Below are 18205 nucleotides of genomic sequence, written 5' to 3' on the forward strand. Positions count from 1 at the left end.
TTCCTGTCTGGACAACATTAATGTGACATTTTTCCGCCGCCCGGCCCGCTGTCCGCAACATTCCGTACATTCAGCGGGCGACACGACACTGGGGGTGGCATGTTCCTTCGACGGGCGCTGAGGTACCGCTGGGCACAGGCCCTGGTGCTGACCGGGATCAGCCTGCTGATCGGTACCTGTGCGGTGTTCGGGCCGTGGTTCGCCCGTGCGGTGGAACAGACCGTGATGACCGAGACACTCTCGGTGCAACAGCTGCCCGCGGCGTGGCGAATCGCGTCGACGGGAGGCGGCGATCTGGAGCCGGAGAAGCTCGACAAGCTTCTGCCGGACGACTTGCGCCCGCTGTTCACCCAGCCCGTGCACGGCATCTACAACGACGTCGCCTGGTCCAGCCCGAGAGCCGAGGCACCGCCGAGCGCGCGCCTGCGCTGGCGGGACGGGTACTGCGCCCAGCTCACCGTGACGGCGGGCCGCTGCCCGCAGGCCGCGAACGAGGTGATCGCGTCGGTCGTCGACCAGACGACGTGGGCCCTCAAACTCGGCACCACCTTCACGGCGACGCCGAGCGACGTCGGGAAAGGTGGCGGCCGCCTGACCGTCGTCGGCTTCTACAAGCCCATCGAGCCCCGCGGCGGCTATTGGTACGGCGACTACCCGACCGGCCACTCACATCAACCCGTCGACAAGGACCCCGGCAGCGCGGACCAGTTCTTCACCGACAGTACGACGTTCGGCGCCGGCGACTGGCAGCAGAAGCTCACGTCGGACGCTCGCCCACTGGCCGGAGTCGCGCGGCTCGACGACCTGCAGCGCCTGCAGGACGCCACCCAGACGGTCAACGGGAACGCCGGCGAGCTCGGCATCCCCGCGCAGAACACCTCGTCACTCGCCACGATCGTCGACCAGATCCAGGCGGAGCGGAAACAGGCCACCACGATCATCCCGCTGGTGATGGTGCAGGTCGCGCTGTTCGCGGTCGTCGTACTGGCGCTTGCGCTGGCGGCCGTGGTGGATCAACGCCGGCCGGAGATCGCACTGTCGCGGCTGCGTGGCGCGTCGGCTCGGCGTACCCATCGGGCACTCGCTGTCGAACTCGGTCTTCCCGTGCTGCTCGGAACGTTGCTCGGCGCAGTGGTGGGCTTCGGGGTGCTGCTCATCGTGCGCGCCACCTGGTTGCGTCACGGTGCGCCGGTCGAGTTCCCGTGGACGGTGCCCGCGGCGCTCGCCGTGGCAGCGGTCGTCGCGTTGGCCGTCGTGGTGCTGCAGGTTCGATCCGCGGTCCGGCAGCCGATCTCGAGCCTGCTGCGGCGGGTCGCGCCACGGCGCGGCGGGTGGCTGATCGGTGTCGCCGATCTCTGCATCATCGTGTTCGCGGTGGCCGGTCTGTTCGCGGCACTCACCGGCGACGGCCGCGGTCCGCTGCCGGTCCTCAGTCCCGCGCTGCTCGCACTCGCGGTTGGACTGACGTTTGCGCACCTGCTCCTGCCGGCCGCCGGCCTGATCAGCCGGCAGGCGCTTCGCCGCGGCCGCCTGGGTCTCGCGCTCGGCGCCCTGCAGATCTCCCGCCGCCCGGCGGTGACGCGGATCGTGGCGGCCGTCGCCGTCGCCGCCGCCCTGCTCACGTTCGCCGGCCAGGCCTCGTCCGTCGCTGCCCACAACCGCGAGACCCGCTCCGGCTACGAGACCGGCGCCGAGGGCGTCCTGCGGATGAATTCGCTGTACCTCGCCGACTTCCTGCGTACCGCCGATCAGATCGACCCGGACCGGCACTGGCTGACTCCCGTGGTGATCTCCCGCCCGGGCTCCCCCGACTCGTTGAAGTCGATGATGATCGAGCCGGACAGCTTCCGGCGGGTGGCGTTCCAGGGCGACCGGCTGACCGACGCCCAGGGCTGGCAGACGTTCCAGGCGCCGAGCGGCGTGGCGCCGATCGAGTTCCGCAGCTCGCAGCTGACCGCGACGGTCTCGGCCGCGGACGTCAAACGATTGATCGGCCACACCACGAACGGCGAGCAGATCGGCACGGATCCGCCGAAGTCCGTCGTACTGCGGGCGAATGTCGTCAGCCACCGGGACGGGTCGCGGTACCTGGTCTCGTTCCCACCGCTGAAGCTGCCGTCGGCCAAGCCTGTCGAGCTCCGTACCGCGGTGGAATGTCTGGGTGGCTGCGACCTGCTGCGGCTCGGCATCGGCCGCGAGACGCTCGATCCGGCCGGTCTGGAAGGCAATCTGGTGATCAGCAAGCTCGCAAGCGACGATCATCCGAGGATCGCGCTCGGGAAGCCGGGCGACTGGAAGCCGCTGGCGCAGAGCGAGTCCGACCAGGGCTCGGTCGCGGTCAAAACGAGCGGGCCGGGCGGCGCGCTGACGATCGCGATGAAGAGCTTCGGCAACGACGAGTTCCTGCAGTACGCGACGGTGCCGCCGGTGGTGCCGTCCTTCGTGACGCCCGATTACCGCTACGCCGACAACACCACGACCAGCCCGGCGGTCGACGGTACGCCGATCACACTGGCCCGGATCGACCGGCTCCGCGCGCCCGTGAACCGGTACGGCGACCGCACGGCCGTCGTCGATCTCGAGACGGTACGCCGGCTCGGCGGGGCCGTCGACGAGGGCGGGACCGATTTCGAGCTGTGGCTGAACAAGGACGGTCTCGCGAACGTCGACGCGATCACCGCGAAGCTGTCGAAGGCCGGATTCAGCGCCGACCTGGTGGACCGTCGCGACGACCGCATCGCGTCGTACGGGCGTTCCGCCAGCGCGCTCGCCCTGCAACTGACGCCGGTGGTCGGGATCGCGGCCTGGGTGCTCGCGATCGTCGTACTGCTGCTCACCGTGGTGACGTCCTGGCGCTCGCGGGCCCAGGACTACGCCAGCCTGAAGATCACCGGCGTACCGGCGAGCACCACCGGTCAGGCGGCGCGCTGGGAGCAGACCGGTCCGGTCGCGTTCGCGGTCCTGCTCGGGACCGTCTGCGGGTTGATCGGCGCCCAGGTCGCGCTGCCGCTGATCCCGCTGTTCGCCACCAACGACGGACCAGTGCCGCTCGACCTCGGCACCAGTTGGCTGGTCGCGATCGTGCTCTGGCTCGCGGGTACGGCGATCCTCGCCGCCGCGACCCTGCTCCTCGGCAGTGGGGTCAACAGACGCTCCAGCTACGGCCGGATCCGGGAGGAGCTGACATGAGCGGCCTCGCGATCAGTACGACGGGACTCGTGCACATCTACCGCGCGCACGGCCACGACGTCGCGGCGTTGTCCGGTATCGGCATCACCGTCCGCCCGGGCGAGCTCGTCGGACTGCTCGGGCCGTCCGGAGCGGGCAAGTCGACGCTGCTCCAGCTGTGCGGCGGTCTGCTCACCCCGAGCGCGGGCCGCCTGCAGATCGGCGAGCACAACGTCGCCACGATGACCGAGACCGAGCTGGACCGGATGCGATCCGGTGACGTCGGCATCGTGCTGCAGGGCGCCGGGCGCAACCTCGTCCCCTACCTGACACCGGCCGACAACATCCGGTACGCGCAACGGGCCGCCGTCCGCGGGCGCGATCTTCCGGCGCCGGCGGACATCCTCGATCTCGTTGGCCTGGGCAACCATTCCGATGCGCCGCTGACGCAGCTCACACCCGGTCAGGTCCAGCTCTGCGCCGTCGCCGTCGGCATCGCGACCATGCCCGGCCTGCTGCTGGCCGACGAACCGACCAGCCAGCTCGATCACCACGCCCGCGACGAGGTCCTCGCCGCGATCCGCACGGTCAATCGCGAGACCGGGATGACCGTGCTGCTGGTCACGCACGACCCCGAGGTCGCCGCGACCCTCCCCCGGACGATCACGATCCGGGACGGCCGGATCGCCTCCGAGGGACGGTCGGGCGAGGAGTACGCCGTGGTCGCGGTGGACGGATCGCTGCCACTGCCGCCGCACGTGGCCGAACTGCTGCCGGCCGGGACGCTCGTGCAGGTCACCACCGACAACGGCGAGATCCGGATCACCCCGGTGGAGCAGGAGACGAACCAGTGATCAACCTCAGCCAGGTGACGGTCCGGTACGGCGACCTGACCGCGGTGTCGGACGTGTCGTTCACGGTGCCGCCGGGATTCGTCCTCGCGGTCAGCGGACCGTCCGGGGCCGGCAAGAGCTCGTTGCTGTGGGCAATCGCCGGGGCGGTTCCGGTCGCCAAGGGGCAGGTCGAGGTCGACGGCCTGGTGATCACCGACCGGCCGGCCGCGGCGGCGCACGGCGTCGTACTGATCCCGCAGGGCAACGGGCTCGCCCGGGTGCTGACCGCGCGCGAGAACCTCTCCGTCCCGTTGCTGGCCACCCGTCACAAGGATGTCGAACGGACCGTCCAGCACGCGCTGGCGGGAGTCGGGCTCGAGGACAGCGGCGACCACCTGGTCGAGGAGCTGTCCGGTGGCGAGCAGCAGCGCGTCGCGGTGGCGCGCGGGATCGCCCAGCAGGGCCGGGTGATCCTCGCCGACGAGTCCACCAGCGAGCTAGACAGCACCAACCGCGAGCGGGTCCTCGGCCTGTTGCACGAGGAGGCCCGTCGCGGTGCCGCCGTCGTCATCGCCACCCACGACCCCAACGTCGCCGACAGCGCCGACGGCCACGCCGTGATGGACGAGGGCCACCTCAGCTGGCTACGGCGCCTCTGATCCCGCTCGTGTACGCCGCCGCAACCCCGTCAGCGTCCGGAACGCGAATCCCGCTCACAAACCCAGCTGAGTTGGTGTGCTTGGCGGGCCGGACTGCAGCGCTGAACGGACCAGCGCGGGTAGGTCGCGGGGGGCGAAGCGGCCGTCGTGGGTCTCCAGTTCGGCCTGCGACCACCAGCGCATGGCGTACACGTTCTCGGCGCGCATCTCTTCCGGGGTGAGGGTTCCGGCCGGCTCGAAGTGGTCAGTGCGGATCAGGAAGAAGTCGTGGAGTACGCCGTCGTAGCCGGTGGCGTGGTCCTCGGCAACGACTTCCTGGTGCCAGAGCTGCGGCGGGTCGGCGAAGTCCTTCAGGCCGACCTCCTCGACGAGTTCGCGGCGCAGGCCTTCGATCACCGTCTCGCCGGGCTCGAGGCCGCCGCCGGGCGTCGCCCACAACGGACCGTCGGCGAACTCGAAGCGGACCAGCAGGATGCGGTCCTCAGGATCGACGATCACCGCGCGGGCCGCGGGACGCAGACGCGGCAACCGCAGTTCGAGTTCGCGGTGCTGCTCGACGGCGCGGAAGCCGAAGCGCGCGTTGACCTTGCGCATCGGGACGTTCGAGAGCGCGGTCCAGGTGTGCAGGAAGCGTTGCGTCGTCCGGTGTTTCGCGAGCTGCTCGAGGTTCGCCAGCTTCAGGTGGGTGCCGACGTTGTGGCCGCGGTGCTCACGCAGTACCAGCGTGTCGTCCTGCTGAGCGTGTTCGGCGTCGGCCCGGGGCAGATAGATGAGCGTGTAGCCGGCCGGTTCGCCGGCGGCGGTGTGCGCCATCGTGACCAGCGCGAGGTAGTTGCGGTCGACCCGCGCCTCACTCGCCTCGAGCTTCTCGACCGTCCACGGCACGACCTCACGGGTCATCCCGCCGGTCGGCACGTCCTGATCCATGGCGGTGTGCAGGTCGGCGTACGCCTGCTGGTGCTCCGGCGGACACAGGCCGGCCCACGACGTCAGCCGGTACCCGTCGAGCCGCCCGGCCGCCTCCCGCAGCTCCTCGAGCCGCAGCTCGTCGTACGGCAGCGGTACGACGAGATGCTCCTCGACGTGCTCCGTCCGGAACCCGAGCCGCTCGGCGAACGCCGCGCCCGCCCAGGGCTCCCCCGGTACGCCGATCTCGGTCTGGACGATCGTCCGTCCGAGCTGCGCCGCCCGTGTCACCGCCCACTGCCACAGCGCCGTACCGATCCCACGCCGCCGGTGCCCCGGCGGTACGTCGATCTCGACCTCGACCGTGTCGAGATTGTCGGTCAGCCGGTACTCGAACAGCATGCCGCCGAGCACCCGGTCGTCCTCGAACGCGCCGACCGCGAGGCGCTGCTTCAACGGCCCCGGGTTCCGCAGCGAGTACCCGAGGGCTTCGCGCCCCACCACCAGCGCGGCCTCCCGGCCGGCCACCGCGCCGGCCCGGAAGGCGTCGTACCACTCGTCGAACAGGGCCAGGTCGGCCGGGTCGATCTCGCGAATGCTGATCACCCGGCCGACCCAACCAAACAAACGGGTCAGTCCGCCAGTTGTTAAACCGGTGCGACCGAGCCCTTGTACATGCCCATGATCACGAAGTTGTCCGCGTACGGAGCGTTCTTCAGGATCGGGTCGTCGTCGGCCGGGAACTTCGCGATCCGCTTGCCCTCGAGCGCCGGGTTGTTCCCGTAGCGCTCCCACAGCGGGATGATCGGCAGCAGTTCGTTGAAGGCCAGCGCCGCGGCGGTGACGTTCTTCTTCTGCTCGTCGAGGTTCAGGCCCTGCGCGGACTTGTCAACGACCGCCTTCAGGTCGATCGGACCGGCCGAGGTGGTCTGCTTGAGCGGGAAGTTCATCCCCTTGCCACCCTGGTTCGCGGCGACCACGTAGTTGAACGTGTACAGGTCCTGGACGAACGCGAAGTACGGGTGCGGGTGGTTCGACGCGCCCCAGGTCTGGATCGCGATGTCGAACTTGCCGGCCAGTACGTCGGGGTTCAGCTGGGTGAAGGTGATACCCCGCTTGGTGATGTTGAAGCCGAACTTGTTCAGCTGGTCGGCGGCGTTGGTGGCGGCCGGGTTCCAGTCCGCGAACTCGGTCGGGAACTTGATGTCGTACGCGGCCGGCTTGCCGTTCGGCAGCATCCACTTGCCCCCGGTCTTCTTCCAGCCGGCAGCCTGGAGGAGCGACGTCGCCTTCGCCTCGTCCTTCTCATACGCCTGCAGCTTCTTCTGGTCGGCGTCGGACACCCAGTCCGGCACCAGGATGTCGGAGAAGCCGGCCATGAACTTGCACGGCTTGCCGGAGTCGCCGAGCGCGACGGTTCCGTTCTCGGACCGGTCCAGAACGTACGCGATCGCCTGCCGGACGCGCGGGTCGGAGAGCTCCGGGTGCGCCGTGTAGTTGAACACCAGCGCGGGGCCCGAGTACACCGGCGGCCGCAGGATCCGGAAGCCGCTGCCGAGCAGGGTCTTCTCGGTGGCCACCGCGAAACCGTGGGTGGCGTAGTCGACGTCCTTGTTCAGCACGACCGGGGTGACATCCGAGGTCTCACCGTTGTAGAGGACGACCTTGTCGAAGCCGATCTTGTCGGCGAACAGGCCCTTGTCGTTCTTGACCAACGTCATCTGCGAGTTGGTCATGCTCTTCACGTCCCACTTGAAGGGACCCGAGACGACGGGGTTCTCCGGACGGAACTTCTGGAAGTCGGCGTTCAGCTGCTTGCCGTCGCCGCTGTCCAGGCTGCCCTTCGCCTTGCGGATCGCCTCGGCCTTGGTCGCCCATTCACCGTAGACCGAGTCCGGCAGGATCGGTGCCCGGAGGATGAAGCGCTCGAGCACAGTGGACGGCGTTGCGATGGCGAACACCACGGTGGTGTCGTCCTTCGCGGTGACGTCGGCCAGGAACGTCCACGGTGGCTGGCGCTGCAGCCACTGCAGGCTGAACGTCGACACGACGTCCTTCGCCGTCACCGGCTTGCCGTCGCTCCAGGTCAGACCGGAGCGGAGCTTCAGCGTGTAGGTCTTCGTCGCCTCGTCCATCGTCCCGGACTCGGCCATCATCCATTCCCACTTCTTGTCGGCCCAGTAGTACAGACCGGCGCTGGGATAGATCAGGTCGTTGTACGGGCTCGTCGCCATCTGGATGCCGTCAAGGACACCCGGGGCCAGGTTGAAGTGACCCTTGGGCGGCAGCTGGTACGGATACGCGCCGTGGAACTCCTTGCTTCCGCCGCCGTTGCTGCCGCCGCCGCTGGCGTTCGGCTTGCTCGGCGAGCACGCCTCCAGTGAGCCGATGCCGGCCACGCCGACACCGGCGATGCCGAAGATCTGGAGCACGTGCCGGCGGGAGATCGCGTTGCTGCGAGCGCTCGCGCCCATCCCGTTGGTGCCGGAATCGCCGGAATCGATGTTGCCGGTGGGACTCATCCTTCGTCCTTTCTGGACTGACCACACGCCCATGTGGGTCAGGTACTACTTACTGGTGGGGACTAACTACCGCCCTCGCGTTTCTCCCGCCGCCGGGTGATGACCACCCCGACGACGACCACCAGGCCCAGTAGCAGGCCCAAACACAAGGTGAACAGGGTGACGACGAACTCCGGGGTGCCCGGTGCCAGCGTGAGCAGCAGCACTCCGCTGGCCAGCACCAGGAACACCGCCCAACCGAGCGCCGCCCGGCCGATCTGGGGCCCCATCAGGCCCCCGGCTCATCCGGCCGTCCTTCGTCGGCGCCGTCGCGGGCCACGACGTGGCACGCGGCGGACTGGCCGGTTCGGATCTCGGTCAGTGCCGGCACCGCGCCGTCGCACAGCCCGTCCTCGAACTGCGGACAGCGCGGGTGGAACGAGCAGCCCGACGGCAGGTGCGCCAGGCTCGGAATCTCCAGGCTGCGCAGGGATTCCCGGCCCTTGGTCTTGGTCAGGTCCGGGTCCGGCTCGGGGATCGCGTCGATCAGCGCCCGGGTGTACGGGTGCGTCGGTGCGTTGATGATCTTCGGGGTCGGACCGAACTCGACGATCCGGCCCAGGTACATCACCGCGGTCTTGCCGTTCCAGCCGAAGTACTTCGCGATCGCCAGGTCGTGGGTGATGAACAGGAAACCGACGCCGAGGTCGTCGCGCAGCCGGCCGAGCATCGCCAGCACGCTGATCCGGATCGACACGTCCAGCATCGAGGTCGACTCGTCCGCGATGATCAGCTTCGGGTCCAGGGTCAGCGCCCGCGCGACCGCGACTCGTTGCCGCTGGCCACCGGACAGCTGGTGCGGATACTTCGGCAGGTAGTTCTCTGCCGGTGTGAGGTCGACCTTGGTGAGCAGCTCGGCGGCCTTCTCCGCGGCTTCCTTCTTGCTCTTCACGATGCCGTGTTTGAGCAGCGGCGCGGTGATCGTCTGCTGGATCGTCCGCGTCGGGTTGAGCGACGCGTAGGGGTCCTGGTGCACGTACTGCACGCTGCGCCGGAAGGTGGCGAAGTCGTTGCGCTTCATCGACCAGATGTCGGTCCCGTCGAACGCGACCTGCCCGCTGCTCGGGCGGGCCAGTCCGGCCGCCATCCGCGCCGCCGTGGTCTTGCCCGACCCGCTCTCGCCGACGAGGCAGAGCACCTCACCGGGGTTGACCGACAGGTCGACCCCGTCGACCGCCCGAATCGGCCCGGCCTTGGTGTCGAACACCTGGCTGACCCCACCGAGCGTGATCAGCGGCGCCGCGCTTGCGTTCGCCGACTCCGGAGCAGTCTCGATCGTGGTCATGCGGCCTCCCGGCCTGAACTGAGGAGCGCGGGGAGCGCAGCGACTGGAGCGACTGGAGCGACGGGGGAAGGCCGGGAGTCACCGCCGCATGACCCCGCCGGCGCCGGAGGCCCGGCCAGAAGCTTTGCGCTCATGATGCGTTCCCCAGGGTCTCGCTCGGCACCTCACGCTCGAGGCGTACGTCCTTCCAGTGGATACACGCCGCCTCGTGTGCGTCGCCTGGCTCGTCGGAGATCGGGACCAGCGGCGGATCGGCGGCGTTGCACTCCTCGGTCGCGTACTTGCAGCGCGGGCTGAACGTACAGCCCGCGGGCAGCGCCGCCAGGCTCGGCGGGCCGCCCGGGATCGACTCCATGTCCGGCAGGTCGCCGACGATCGGCGGTACCGCCTTGATCAGGCCGAGTGTGTACGGGTGCCGCGGCCGGTAGAACAGGTCCCGTACGCCGCCGGTCTCGATGATGCGCCCGGCGTACATGGTGGCGACCCGGTCCGCGAGCTCGGCGGCCAGCGACAGGTCGTGGGAGATGAAGATCATCGAGAACCCGAGCCGCTCGCGCACCTCGTGCAGGACGTCGACCACCGACCGCTGGGTGAGGATGTCGAGCGCGGTGGTCGGCTCGTCGAGGATCAGTACCTCGGGTTCGAGCAGCAGACTCATCGCGATCAGGACCCGCTGCCGCATACCGCCGGACAGTTCGTGTGGGTAGCTGTCCATCACCCGCGACGGCTCCAGCCGAACCAGCCGGAGCAGCTCGCCGGCGCGGTCCTCGATCTCCTGCCGGCTCGCCTTGGTGTGCGCGCGCATGGTGTCGTGCATGTGCGCGCGGATCTTCAGCACCGGGTTGAACGCGTTCATCGCGCCCTGGAAGACCATCGCCGCGTCCCGCCAGCGGAACTCCCGCAGGTCTCGGCCGTCCAGCCCGAGGACGTCGATCTCGGTGCCGTCGCCGCGGTTGAACAGCACCTTGCCGCTGGCGTGACCGAGCCGCGGCAGCAACCGCAGCAGGCCGAGGCCGAACGTCGTCTTGCCGCAGCCGCTCTCGCCGACCAGGGCCAGGCTCTCGCCCGGGTACAGGTCGAGGTCGACGCCGCGCACTGCCTGCACCGTCGCGCCGGCACCGGTCCGGTACTCGACCTTGAAGTCGCGGATCGACAGCAGCGGCTTGCCCTCGCCGCCGCGGGTGGCGCGCGGGCTCGAAGAGGTCGTCGTCGTCATCGCGCTCACCGGTCCCGGAGCCGCGGGTTGAGGATCTCTTCGAGGGTTCTCGTCATCATCACCAATCCGACCAGCAGCAGGACGATCGCGATGATCGGGCTGAGGATCCAGCCGAGGCTCGCGTCGTTGAAGATCGCGCCGGCAATCCAGGCGCGGTTGAGCATGATGCCCCAGTTCGAGCCGGTCAGCGGCGCGAGACCGAGCAGGTACAGGCCGACCAGCTGGTAGATCGCATTGGTCACGCCGATCATGAAGTTCATCAGGATGAAGCTGGCCATGTTCGGCAGGATCTCGACGAACACCACCCGGGCGGTGCCGAGGTCGAGCAGCCGGGCCGCCTCGACGAACTCGCGCTCCTTGAGCGAGAACACCTGGGCGCGGACCGCGCGGGTCAGCACCGGCCAGGACAGGCCGCCGACCAGCAACGCCAGCAGGAGCGGCGAGTCGAGCTTGAAGAACGCGCCGAGCACCGCGAGCAGCACGATCTGCGGCACGGTGAGCACGACGTCCGCGGCCGTCACGACCACCGAGTCGACCCATCCGCCCAGGTACGCGGCCAGCGAACCGAGGATGATCGCGAGGACGGTCGAGATCGCCGCCGCGACGAAGCCGACGAAGATCACCGTGCGGCCGCCGCCGATGATCTGGATCAGAACGTCCTTGCCCTCGTTGTCGGTGCCGAGCAGATGCCCCGGCGAACCCGCCGGGAGCAGGATCTCCTTGACGTTCGGGGACACGTCGGGGAGGAAGAACGGCACGATCGCGGTGATCAGCACCAGCAGCGCGACGATGACGAACCCGACGAACCCGGCGGGGCTGCGGCGCAGCGACTTCAGGATGCCGGCGAACCGGGAGACCCCCGGCGTACCGATCGAAGCGACGGGGATGGAAGCCTCGGTCATCTCGTCACCCCTTGCCCTTGCCCTGGACCCGGATCCGCGGATCCAGCTGGCTGTACAGCAGATCGGCCAGCAGGTTGGCCACCACCACCGAGATCGTCACGACCAGGAAGATGCCCTGCAGGACGGCGTAGTCGCGGCCGTTGACGGCGCCGTACAGGCTGAACCCGATGCCCTGGTAGCCGAAGATCCGCTCGACGAAGATCGAGCCGCCGACCACGAACCCGAGCGACACCGCGAGCTGGCTGAACAGCGGCAGTACGGCGTTCCGCCCGACGTACCCGGACCGGATCCGGTTGTCCGACAGGCCGCGCGCGCGGGCCACCGTCACGTAGTCCTCGCCGAGCGTCTCCACGGTCGACGACTTCATCACCAGCGCCCAGGAGCCGACCGTGGTCAGCGCATACGCCAGGATCGGCAGCGTCGCGTGGTAGAAGATGTCGTTCAGGAAGCTGAGGCTGAACGACGGCGTCACACCGGGCGTGTACGAACCCCGCGCCGCGGTCAGGTCGAACAGCTGCAGCTTCACGCCGAGGAAGACCACGATCAGGATCGCCAGGATGTAGTTCGGGATCGCGTGCAGGATCGAGCCGATCGACGTCAGCAGGTGGTCGATCCAGCTCTCCCGGCGGTAGGCCATCACCATGCCGGCGACGATGCCGATGACGAAGCTGAAGACCGTGGCGACACCGACCGAGAACAGCGTCCACGGCAGGTAGGTCTTGATCACCGAGACGACCGTGGTGCCCGGCGACAGCAGCGAGTTGCCGAAGTCGCCGTGCAGCATGTTGAGCATGTAGTGGAAGTACTGCGCGATCAACGGCTCGTTCGGGTCCAGCGAGAACAGGTTCTTCGCCTGCGCGGCCGCCGCCTCGTACGAGATACCGGTCTGGGCGATCTGCGTCTGGATGTAGGTGTCGACCGGGTTCCCCGGGAGCAGCCGGACCAGGAAAAAGGTCCCGGAGGTCACGATGAAGACCGTCAGGACCGCCTTGAACAGTCTTCGGACCAGCCAGGCGTTGAAAAACCGCCGGACAGCCGAGGGTCTCGGTTCGACAGCCGGTCCTTCGATCAGTTCAGACGCGGATGTCTCGACCGCACCGCTCACTGCTCACCTCCACGCGACTGCAGGGGAAAAGTCGGTGGCACAGACCCTTCAACAACAAGACTTAGTAACGCTGTCTTGCAAGGATCTGCGCATAGTGACGACAGTGTGCGCAACCTCGGTCACTGAGTCAACGACTTGAGGCAACGTTGAGACAACGTTGCAGCCTGTGACCCGACGGTACCGGGGAGTACAGGAATTGCCTGCCCCCGACACCGGGGACAGGCAATTCGACGTTAAGAATGCGGGTCCGTCAACGAGTGGCGCGGTTGACAGCCGAGACCACGGCCTTCAGCGAGGCAGTGAGAATGTTGGCGTCCCTCCCGACGCCCCAGAAGACCTCGTCGCCGACCTCGCACTCGACGTACGCCGCGGCCAGCGCGTCGCCACCGGCGGAGAGCGCGTGCTCGTGATAGTCCAGTACCCGGACGTCGTACTTCAGCGGCTGCAGCGCGTCGACGAAGGCCGACACCGGACCGTTGCCCTCACCAACCAACTCGTGGGGAACGCCATTGGCATAGACCTGTACCCGGAGCTGGTCGCCCTGCCCCTCGCCCGAGGTCGAGTTGACGCTCAGCAGCGACAAGGGGCCGGGGGCAAGGTACTCGCCCGCGAAGATGTCCCACATCACCTGCGGGCCGACCTCGCCGCCCTCGTCGTCGGTGTGCTGCTGGATCACCCGGCTGAACTCGATCTGCAGCCGGCGCGGCAGGTCGAGCCGGTGCTCGGACTTCATGATGTACGCGACGCCGCCCTTGCCGGACTGCGAGTTGACCCGGATCACGGCCTCGTAGCTGCGGCCGACGTCCTTCGGGTCGATCGGCAGGTACGGCGCCTCCCAGGCGATCTCGCCGACCGGCCGGCCCTCGGCCGCGGCCTGCTTGTCGAGCGCCTCCAGGCCCTTCTTGATCGCGTCCTGGTGGGATCCCGAGAAGGCGGTGTAGACCAGGTCACCGGCGTACGGCTGCCGCTCGGGAACGCGCATCTGCGTGCAGTACTCGACCGTGCGGCGGATCTCGTCGATGTCGGAGAAGTCGATCTGCGGGTCGATGCCCTGGCTGAACAGGTTCATCCCGAGCGTCACCAGGTCGACGTTGCCGGTGCGCTCGCCGTGCCCGAACAGGCAGCCCTCGACCCGGTCCGCGCCGGCCATCAGGGCCAGCTCGGTGGCGGCCACCGCCGTACCGCGGTCGTTGTGCGGGTGCAGGCTGATCGCGCTGTGCTCGCGGCGGGTCAGGTTCCGGCCGAACCACTCGATCTGGTCGGCGTACACGTTCGGGGTGCACATCTCGACGGTGGCCGGCAGGTTCAGGATGATCTCGCGGCCCTCGGCGGGCTGCCAGACGTCGCTGACCGCCTCGCACACCTCGAGCGCGAACTCCATCTCGGTGCCGGTGAAGATCTCCGGGCTGTACTGGTAGCCGAACTCGCAGTCGCCCAGCAGCTCGTCGGCGTACTTCATCACGGTCTCGGTGCCGCGGACGGCGATCGTGCGGCATTCGGCCTTGTCGACGTTGAACACGACCCGGCGGAACAGCGGCGCGGTCGCGTTGTACAGGTGGATGGTCGCCTTCGGCGAGCCCTGCAGCGACTGCACGGTGCGCTCGATCAGCTCCTCACGCGCCTGGGTCAGCACCGAGATCGTCACGTCGTCCGGGATCGCGTCGCCCTCGATCAGGCTGCGGACGAAGTCGAAGTCGTACTGGCTGGCGCTCGGGAAACCGACCTCGATCTCCTTGTAGCCCATCTTCACCAGCAGGTCGAACATCCGCCGTTTGCGGGCCGGCGACATCGGCTCGACCAGCGCCTGGTTGCCGTCGCGGAGGTCGGTGGACAGCCAGCGCGGGGTGTGGTCGACGGACTGCGCGGGCCAGGTGCGGTCCGGCAGGTCGATCGGCGGGAACGCGCGGTAGCGGTGGATCGGCATACCGGACGGCTGCTGGACGGGCTTGGGCTGGTTCTTCGGTGCCACGGGGGTTCTCCTCGGGATACGTCTTACTGCACAGGGTCGCTGGACGACCGGCGTACGACGAAACTCCGCGGCGAGGAAACCGGCCTTGTCAGGCCTCGCCGCGGCAGCGAAGGAGGAGAAGCTGGTGCCGCATAGTGCTTGGGAGTCTATGCACAACTCCCCCGGGGCGTCGAACCGGGGGTCTCACCGGGCGAGACACACAGAGTGACGGCGTCCTCGCTGAGGATGTGCTGAAGATTCCGTCCGGCTGTGACGGAGCCGCCTGATCGCGGTGCGAGGATGGCCGGCATGACGGCGCGGGTACTGGTGGTCGAGGACGCGGAACCGATCCGGACCGCCGTCGGGATCGCGCTGACCGAGGCGGGTCACGACGTGCGGACCCGGCCCGACGGCGACGGGTTCGAGCGCGAACTCGCGCAGTACCGGCCGGATCTGGTGCTGCTGGACGTGATGCTGCCGGGGCGGGACGGGTTCGAGCTGCTGACGGTCGCGCAGGAGACGTCGAACGCCGGCGTGATCCTGCTGACCGCGCGCGACGCGGTCGGCGACCGCCTGCACGGGCTACGGACCGGCGCGGACGACTACGTGGTCAAGCCGTTCGTGCTGGCCGAACTGATCGCCCGGGTGGAGGCGGTGCTACGCCGGATGGGCAGGCTCCGGACCGTGCTCGTGATCGGCGACCTCGAGGTGGACGTCGAGGCACGAGCGGTACGCCGGGGCGGTACGGAGATCGAACTGACGGCCACCGAGTTCAAGCTGCTCGCGTTCCTCGCCGGTCGCGCGGAGAAGGTCGTCGGCAAGACGCAGCTGCTGACCGCGGTCTGGGGGTACGACGACTACGCCGACAACCTCGTGGAGGTCTACGTCAGCGGTCTGCGCCGCAAACTCGAGGCCCACGGCCCGCGCCTGCTGCACACGGTGCGCGGCTCGGGATACGTGTTGCGCCCATGACCCGCTTGCGGACCGCGTCACTCCGGGTCCGGGTGACGCTGACTGCCATCGCCGTACTGCTGGTGGTGCTGCCGATCACCGGGCTGACGGTGAAGGCGGTGTTCGACGCGCAGGCCGAGCGCAGCCTCGACTCGCTGCTCACCGGGCGGGCTCAGCTGGCGCAACAGCTCGCGCGACAGAACGTTGCACCCGGCAACTTGGTACGGCGGGTCGACGCGGACGGGGTCCGGGTGACGCTGACGCTGCGGAACGGACGGCAGCTCGGCGCGCCTCCCGTCGACGCCGGTGGGACCGTCCGGCAGGTGCGAGCGACGTTGCAAGCCGGCCAACAGACGAAGGGCGCGACGCTCCTGCTGTCCGCGGACACCGGGTTGCTCGCCGATGCGAGTGCGCGGCTGCGGACCGTACTGCTGGTGTCCGGCGCGGCGGCGATCCTGATCACGGCACTCGCGCTGGTCATCGGTATGCGGTTCGCGCTGGCGCCGTTGGATGCGATGACCGGGCTGGCGCGATCGATCGCGGCCGGACGGCGAGGCGAGCGATTGCAGCCCGAGCGCGCCGACACCGAACTCGGCCGTACGGCGGCCGCGTTCGACGAGATGCTCGACGCGCTCGAGGGCGCGGAGAACGCCGCGCGACGGGCCGAGGGAACGGCACGACAGGCGGAAGGTACGGCGCGCCGCGCCGAGGGCGTAGCGCGGCGGTCCGAGGATCGGATGCGGGAGTTCGTGGCGGACGCGGCGCATGAGTTGCGTACGCCGGTGGCCGGCTTGCAGACCGCCGCGGAAACACTGATCCAGCTCGGGCCCGAGGCAACGGCCGAGCAGCGCGAAGAGCTGGAGTTGTTGCTGGTCCGCGAGTCCCGCCGAGCCGGGACGCTGGTCGGCGATCTGCTCGAACTGAGCCGCATCGACGCCGGCCTCCAGCTCCACCTGACGCAGGTCGATCTTCGCCATCTGGCTGATGCTCAGGTCGCTCGTCTTCGTCTGGTGGCCCCCGACGTGAAGGTCGAGGTCGACGGCACCGCGACTGTCAGCGCCGACCCCGAACGCCTCACCCAGGTCGTCGCCAACCTCGTCGACAACGCCCGCCAGGCGGGGGCCCACAGCATCCACATCACCGTCGCGCAGACCGGCGTACTGGTCGAGGACGACGGTCCTGGGGTCCCGCCCGAGGCCCGCGACCGCATCTTCGACCGCCTCGTCCACGGCCCGCACAGCAAAGGCGCCGGCCTCGGCCTCGCCATCGCCCGCGGCGTAGCTCGAGCCCACGGCGGCGACCTCACCGTAGAAGACCGAGACAACGGCGCCGCCTTCCACCTCCGCCTCCCCACCACCTAGGTTTGGGGAGTTCTGCGCACCGAAATCAGCCAGCAGAACTCCCCACATCGCTTCAGGTGTGGAGGAGGTTCGGGATGGTGGTGGTGTGGTTGGCGAGGATTCGGGCGGGGTCTGCGCCGAGGACGTGGTGGAGGACCGTGGCGTAGACGTCACGGAAGTCGGTGCCTGCCTTGAGATCTCCGTTGGAGAGGTCCGTCAGGCTCGGCTGTTCGCCGAAGAAGCCGCCCGACACCTTCTCGCCCAGCACGAACACCGGTCCGGCTGTTCCGTGGTCGGTACCGTCGCTGCCGTTCGCCTGCACGCGGCGACCGAACTCGGAGTACACCAGGACGACCGCGTTCTTCCCGCGGTCGGTCTTCCGCAGCCGCTGGACGAAAGGCGTCAGCCCACCGTCCAGCTCGGTCAGCAACCGCTGCTGCGTTCCGCGTTCATCGGCGTGGGTATCGAAGCCACCGAGCGAAGCGGAGTATGCGCGTGTCGGCACCCCGGCCTCGATCAGCCCGGCGATCAGCTCCAGTTGCGCGCCGAGCTGCGACGCACCGCCCGCAGACGCGTCCTTGGTCCGCTCCTCGTCATCCGGGTCCTCCTGCTCGTGACCACTCTTCACTGCCTTACCGAGTACGTCGGTCGCGTGCTGAAGATCCAGCACCGACTTCGCGGCCCGCGCCTGCCACGGCCCCTCCCCCGGACTCGGCTTGCCCAGCGCGGCGTACGCCGTACCCAAAGCCCCGCCCGGTAAGGCCAACCCCCGCAACGGCAACGACGCGGCGGCGGTGGTCGCGCCGGCGAGCAGCGGAGGAAGCGTCGGCTCGACCGACACCGCGCGCAGCGGGTCCGAGCCGGTCGAGTCCAGCCAGCGGCCGAGCCATCCAGTCGGGACCGGCGACTTCGGCGAGGCCGTCTGCCAGATCGCCATCGAGCGGAAGTGACTGCGATCCGGCTCCGGGTATCCGACCCCGCGCACGATCGCGAGCCTCTTGTCGTCCCACAGACCTTTGAGGCCCTTCAGCCCAGGGTTCAGCCCGAGGCCCTCGCCGAGATCCAGCACCTCGTCCTGCTGATACGCGAGGTCCGGCCGGGCCTTCTGGTACGCCGGGTCCGCCGCGGGCACGACCGTGTTGAGTCCGTCGTTGCCGCCGTACAAGGTGATGACGACGAGCACCGACTGGTCGCTCGGCAACGGATCGTCGACGGCCGCGGCCATCAGGTCCGACCAGTTCACCTGGGTCGCACCCGCCGCCAGCGCTCCGGCGGCGGTCACCCCGCTGAGCGTCAGGAACCGCCTTCTCGTCAAGTTGTCCATCGGTCCT

At 68.9% G+C, this 18205-nt stretch carries 14 protein-coding genes; 5 read left to right on the forward strand and 9 right to left on the reverse strand.

All coding sequences use genetic code 11. The features are described 5' to 3' along the window. Positions 1–99: 99 nt before the first annotated feature. The 3 genes from ACFYRH_RS36940 to ACFYRH_RS36950 are packed head-to-tail and all read left to right on the forward strand — an operon-like array spanning position 100 to position 4660. Positions 100–3189 (forward strand): FtsX-like permease family protein, encoded by a 3090-nt coding sequence (locus ACFYRH_RS36940; RefSeq protein WP_387784834.1) that lies wholly within the window; start codon positions 100–102, stop codon positions 3187–3189. Continuing rightward, positions 3186–4022: an ABC transporter ATP-binding protein gene (locus ACFYRH_RS36945; RefSeq protein WP_387784835.1), complete on the forward strand. Its 837-nt coding sequence runs from the start codon at positions 3186–3188 to the stop codon at positions 4020–4022. The genes ACFYRH_RS36940 and ACFYRH_RS36945 overlap by 4 nt, the downstream gene beginning before the upstream one ends. After that, positions 4019–4660 (forward strand): ABC transporter ATP-binding protein, encoded by a 642-nt coding sequence (locus tag ACFYRH_RS36950; RefSeq protein ID WP_387784837.1) that lies wholly within the window; start codon positions 4019–4021, stop codon positions 4658–4660. Before ACFYRH_RS36945 ends, ACFYRH_RS36950 begins: the two co-directional genes overlap by 4 nt. A 54-nt stretch (positions 4661–4714) precedes the next feature. Here ACFYRH_RS36950 and ACFYRH_RS36955 read toward each other — a convergent pair whose 3' ends face one another. The 8 genes from ACFYRH_RS36955 to leuA all read right to left on the reverse strand — a co-directional run bounded on the left by ACFYRH_RS36955 (position 4715) and on the right by leuA (position 14559). Continuing rightward, positions 4715–6172 (reverse strand): GNAT family N-acetyltransferase, encoded by a 1458-nt coding sequence (locus tag ACFYRH_RS36955; protein ID WP_387784839.1) that lies wholly within the window; start codon positions 6170–6172, stop codon positions 4715–4717. A gap of 41 nt (positions 6173–6213) precedes the next feature. Next, entirely contained in the window at positions 6214–8088 is a 1875-nt protein-coding gene (locus ACFYRH_RS36960) for an ABC transporter substrate-binding protein (protein ID WP_387784840.1), read from the reverse strand. A 62-nt stretch (positions 8089–8150) separates the two neighbouring features. Further along, positions 8151–8357, reverse strand: a complete 207-nt coding sequence (locus ACFYRH_RS36965; RefSeq protein WP_387784841.1) for a hypothetical protein — start codon at positions 8355–8357, stop codon at positions 8151–8153. Then, positions 8357–9412: an ABC transporter ATP-binding protein gene (locus ACFYRH_RS36970; RefSeq protein WP_387784843.1), complete on the reverse strand. Its 1056-nt coding sequence runs from the start codon at positions 9410–9412 to the stop codon at positions 8357–8359. The genes ACFYRH_RS36965 and ACFYRH_RS36970 overlap by 1 nt, the downstream gene beginning before the upstream one ends. Positions 9413–9542: 130 nt before the next feature. Further along, positions 9543–10628, reverse strand: a complete 1086-nt coding sequence (locus ACFYRH_RS36975; protein ID WP_387784844.1) for an ABC transporter ATP-binding protein — start codon at positions 10626–10628, stop codon at positions 9543–9545. A gap of 5 nt (positions 10629–10633) precedes the next feature. Beyond that, positions 10634–11530 (reverse strand): ABC transporter permease, encoded by an 897-nt coding sequence (locus ACFYRH_RS36980; protein WP_387784846.1) that lies wholly within the window; start codon positions 11528–11530, stop codon positions 10634–10636. Between the two features lie 4 nt (positions 11531–11534). Further along, a complete protein-coding gene (locus ACFYRH_RS36985) occupies positions 11535–12497 on the reverse strand; it encodes an ABC transporter permease (protein ID WP_387784847.1) in 963 nt (320 codons plus the stop codon). A gap of 388 nt (positions 12498–12885) precedes the next feature. Continuing rightward, entirely contained in the window at positions 12886–14559 is a 1674-nt protein-coding gene (gene leuA / locus ACFYRH_RS36990; protein WP_387785112.1) for a 2-isopropylmalate synthase, read from the reverse strand. Between the two features lie 333 nt (positions 14560–14892). On the opposite strand from leuA, the gene ACFYRH_RS36995 reads away from it, so the two are divergent. Together ACFYRH_RS36995 and ACFYRH_RS37000 are read left to right on the forward strand one after the other, a co-directional pair. Beyond that, positions 14893–15555 carry a response regulator transcription factor gene (locus ACFYRH_RS36995; RefSeq protein WP_387784849.1) on the forward strand — a complete coding sequence of 221 codons (663 nt, stop codon included), beginning with the start codon at positions 14893–14895 and terminating at the stop codon, positions 15553–15555. Further along, positions 15552–16895, forward strand: coding sequence for a sensor histidine kinase (locus ACFYRH_RS37000; RefSeq protein WP_387784850.1), 1344 nt, complete (start codon positions 15552–15554; stop codon positions 16893–16895). The genes ACFYRH_RS36995 and ACFYRH_RS37000 overlap by 4 nt, the downstream gene beginning before the upstream one ends. 52 nt (positions 16896–16947) lie before the next feature. Here ACFYRH_RS37000 and ACFYRH_RS37005 read toward each other — a convergent pair whose 3' ends face one another. Beyond that, positions 16948–18198 carry a DUF1501 domain-containing protein gene (locus ACFYRH_RS37005; protein ID WP_387784852.1) on the reverse strand — a complete coding sequence of 417 codons (1251 nt, stop codon included), beginning with the start codon at positions 18196–18198 and terminating at the stop codon, positions 16948–16950. Positions 18199–18205 lie beyond the last annotated feature (7 nt).

The sequence above is a fragment of the Kribbella sp. NPDC004875 genome, assembly GCF_042873375.1.
In the GTDB taxonomy this organism is placed as follows: Bacteria; Actinomycetota; Actinomycetes; order Propionibacteriales; family Kribbellaceae; genus Kribbella.